This window comes from Methylobacterium cerastii (assembly GCF_022179125.1).
GTDB classification, from domain to species: domain Bacteria; phylum Pseudomonadota; class Alphaproteobacteria; order Rhizobiales; family Beijerinckiaceae; genus Methylobacterium; species Methylobacterium cerastii.
The window spans coordinates 1-2598 of the sequence record NZ_BPQG01000058.1 but is presented as its reverse complement, the minus strand read 5'-3'; the positions used below and the strand labels follow the sequence as shown (position 1 = coordinate 2598).

The window sequence follows — 2598 nt, the reverse complement described above, 5'->3', positions numbered from 1 at the left end:
CGGACGCATAGCTTTTGAGGTTGCCCGTCCTTCGAGCGCACCAGACTGCAGATAATGCAGCAGGGGATCGATGGTAAGCGGTGTCTGGACGGCACCTTTCGGCAGGCGGTGTGACGGGGACATACGGAGCCGGGCAGGAGCTTCGTCACATGTCGATGTCAGGTCGTATGCCTATGTCGGAGCCGGTCCGGCGGCTTGAACTGTTCACCGGTGCCGGCCGGAGACGAACGTGGTCGCAGGATGAGAAGGCGGCCATCGTCTCCGAGAGTGCGGCGTCGACGATCTCGATCAGTGCGGTCGCGCGTCGGCATGGCCTGAGCGTCTCGCAGCTGTTCACGTGGCGGCGCTTGGCCCGTCAAGAAGCGGCGGGCGATCGGCGCTCCGAGTTGCGGTTCGTGCCAGCCGTTCTGATGTCGGAACCGCTGGAGCCGACACCTGTCGAGGCGAAGGCTGAGCCACATCGACGAGCGGCCTGCACTGGGATCGAAGTCGAGGTGGGCGGCGTCCTGGTGCGCGTCGGGCCGGACGCGGGCGAGGCTCAGATCGCGGCAGTGATCCGGGCGCTGAAGGCCACGGCATGATCGGGCCGTCCGGTGCGGTGCGCGTGATGATGGCCACGCGGCCGGTGGACTTCCGCAAGGGCATGGACGGGTTGGCCGCCCTGGTGCGGGATGCGATGGGCGCGGATCCGTTCTCCGGCACGGTCTACGTGTTCCGCTCGAAGCGAGCGGACAGGGCCAAGCTCTTGTTCTGGGACGGGAGTGGGGTGGTTCTGGCGACCAAGCGCCTGGAGGCCGGTCAGTTCTGCTGGCCGAAGATCGAGGATGGCGTCGTACGCCTCACGGCAGCGCAGCTCGCGGCCTTGCTCGAAGGGCTCGACTGGAAGCGTGTTCACGCGGTTCGCACGGTCATCGCCCCAGCGCTGGCAGGGTGAGCAAAAAGGTCGAGCGCGCGGGCCCCATTACGATGGTAAGCTTCTGGTAGATATGCTTTAATCCGCTTCGTGGCTAAGCCTGCTTCACGCCTGTCCGACGATCCCGAGACGCTCAAGGCGCAGCTCGTCGAGGCGCAGGCCGAGAACGAGCGGCTGCGCCAGATCATCCTGGCGATGCAGCGCCACCGCTTCGGACGCCGGGCCGAGAGCCTGCCCGAGGACCAGCTCCTGCTCGGGTTGGAAGAGGCCGAGCAGGTCGAGGCCGCGGGCTTTGCCGCCGAGGAGGCCGAACCGGCCAAGAAGGCGGTCCGGGTCGGCAAACGTCGCACCAACCGCGGGGCGCTCCCAGCTCATCTGCCGCGGGTCGAGACCCTCGTCGACATCGACAGTACCGCCTGCCCGTGCTGCTCGGGCGCCCTGCACCGGATCGGCGAGGACGTATCCGAGCGCCTCGACGTGGTGCCGGCGCAGTTCCGGGTTTTGGTGATCCGTCGCCCGCGCTACGCCTGCCGGGCCTGCGAGGACGCGTTCGTGCAGGCCCCGGCCCCGGCGCGGCTGATCGAGGGCGGTCTGCCCACCGACGCGCTGGTCGCTCAGGTGCTTGTTTCCAAATACGCCGACCACCTGCCGCTCTATCGCCAGACGCAGATCTTCGCCCGCCAGGGCGTCGTCCTCGACCGTTCGACGCTCGCCGACTGGGTCGGGCGCGCCGCCTTCCTGCTCCGGCCGGTGCACGAGCGGTTGCTGGAGACGCTGAAGCGCTCGGGCAAGCTGTTTGCCGACGAGACCACGGCGCCCGTGCTCGATCCCGGGCGCGGGCGCACCAAGACCGGCCAGCTCTGGGCCTACGCCCGTGACGACCGGCCCTGGGGCGGATCCGATCCACCCGGTGTCGCCTACGTCTACGCCCCCGACCGCACCGCGAGCCGACCGATCGCGCATTTGGCTGGGTTCGAAGGCGTGCTGCAGGTCGATGGCTATGCGGCCTACGAGGTGCTCGCCAAGGACGGCGCGATCCGGCTGGCCTATTGCTGGAGCCACGCACGGCGGCTGTTCTACGAACTTGGCCCCGCCTCGCTGATCGCCACGGAGGCGCTGGCGCGCATCGCTGCGCTCTATCGGATCGAAGCCGAGATCCGCGCTCGCCCGGCCGACGAGAGACGTGCCGTGCGTCAAGAGCGAAGCCGGCCCGTGATCGAGGCGCTGGAGCCGTGGCTGCGCGAGAAGCTCGGCCTGGTCAGCCGCAAAAGCAAACTCGCCGATGCGATCCGCTACGCCCTGTCGCGCTGGGCCGGCTTGAGCCTGTTCCTCGACGATGGCCGGGTCGAGATCGACTCAAACATCGTCGAGCGCGCGATCCGACCCCTGGCCTTGAACCGCAAGAATGCGCTTTTTGCCGGCTCGGACGGCGGCGGCCAGCATTGGGCGGTGATCGCTTCGCTGATCGAAACCTGCAAGCTCGTCGGCGTCGAGCCGCACGCCTACCTCGCCGACGTCATCACCCGCATCGTCGAGGGCCATCCACAACGTCGTCTCGACGACCTGCTGCCATGGGCCTACCCGGTCATGCCAGCCCTCAGAGCCGTGGCCTGAAAACAGCGCTTACAAAGTCGCCGTCGATCCGGCGCCAGACCGCGTCGGCCCGCTTCAGGCCGGAGACGGTG

Annotated in this window: 3 protein-coding genes; all 3 read left to right on the top strand. The window is 68.2% G+C overall.

All coding sequences use genetic code 11. The features are described 5' to 3' along the window. Positions 1 to 173: 173 nt before the first annotated feature. A complete protein-coding gene (gene tnpA / locus MFF13_RS19225) occupies positions 174 to 581 on the top strand; it encodes an IS66-like element accessory protein TnpA (protein ID WP_238272742.1) in 408 nt (135 codons plus the stop codon). Continuing rightward, entirely contained in the window at positions 578 to 934 is a 357-nt protein-coding gene (gene tnpB, locus MFF13_RS19220; RefSeq protein ID WP_147815157.1) for an IS66 family insertion sequence element accessory protein TnpB, read from the top strand. The genes tnpA and tnpB overlap by 4 nt, the downstream gene beginning before the upstream one ends. 69 nt (positions 935 to 1003) lie before the next feature. Beyond that, positions 1004 to 2527, top strand: a complete 1524-nt coding sequence (gene tnpC / locus MFF13_RS19215; protein WP_238272741.1) for an IS66 family transposase — start codon at positions 1004 to 1006, stop codon at positions 2525 to 2527. Positions 2528 to 2598: the final 71 nt, after the last annotated feature.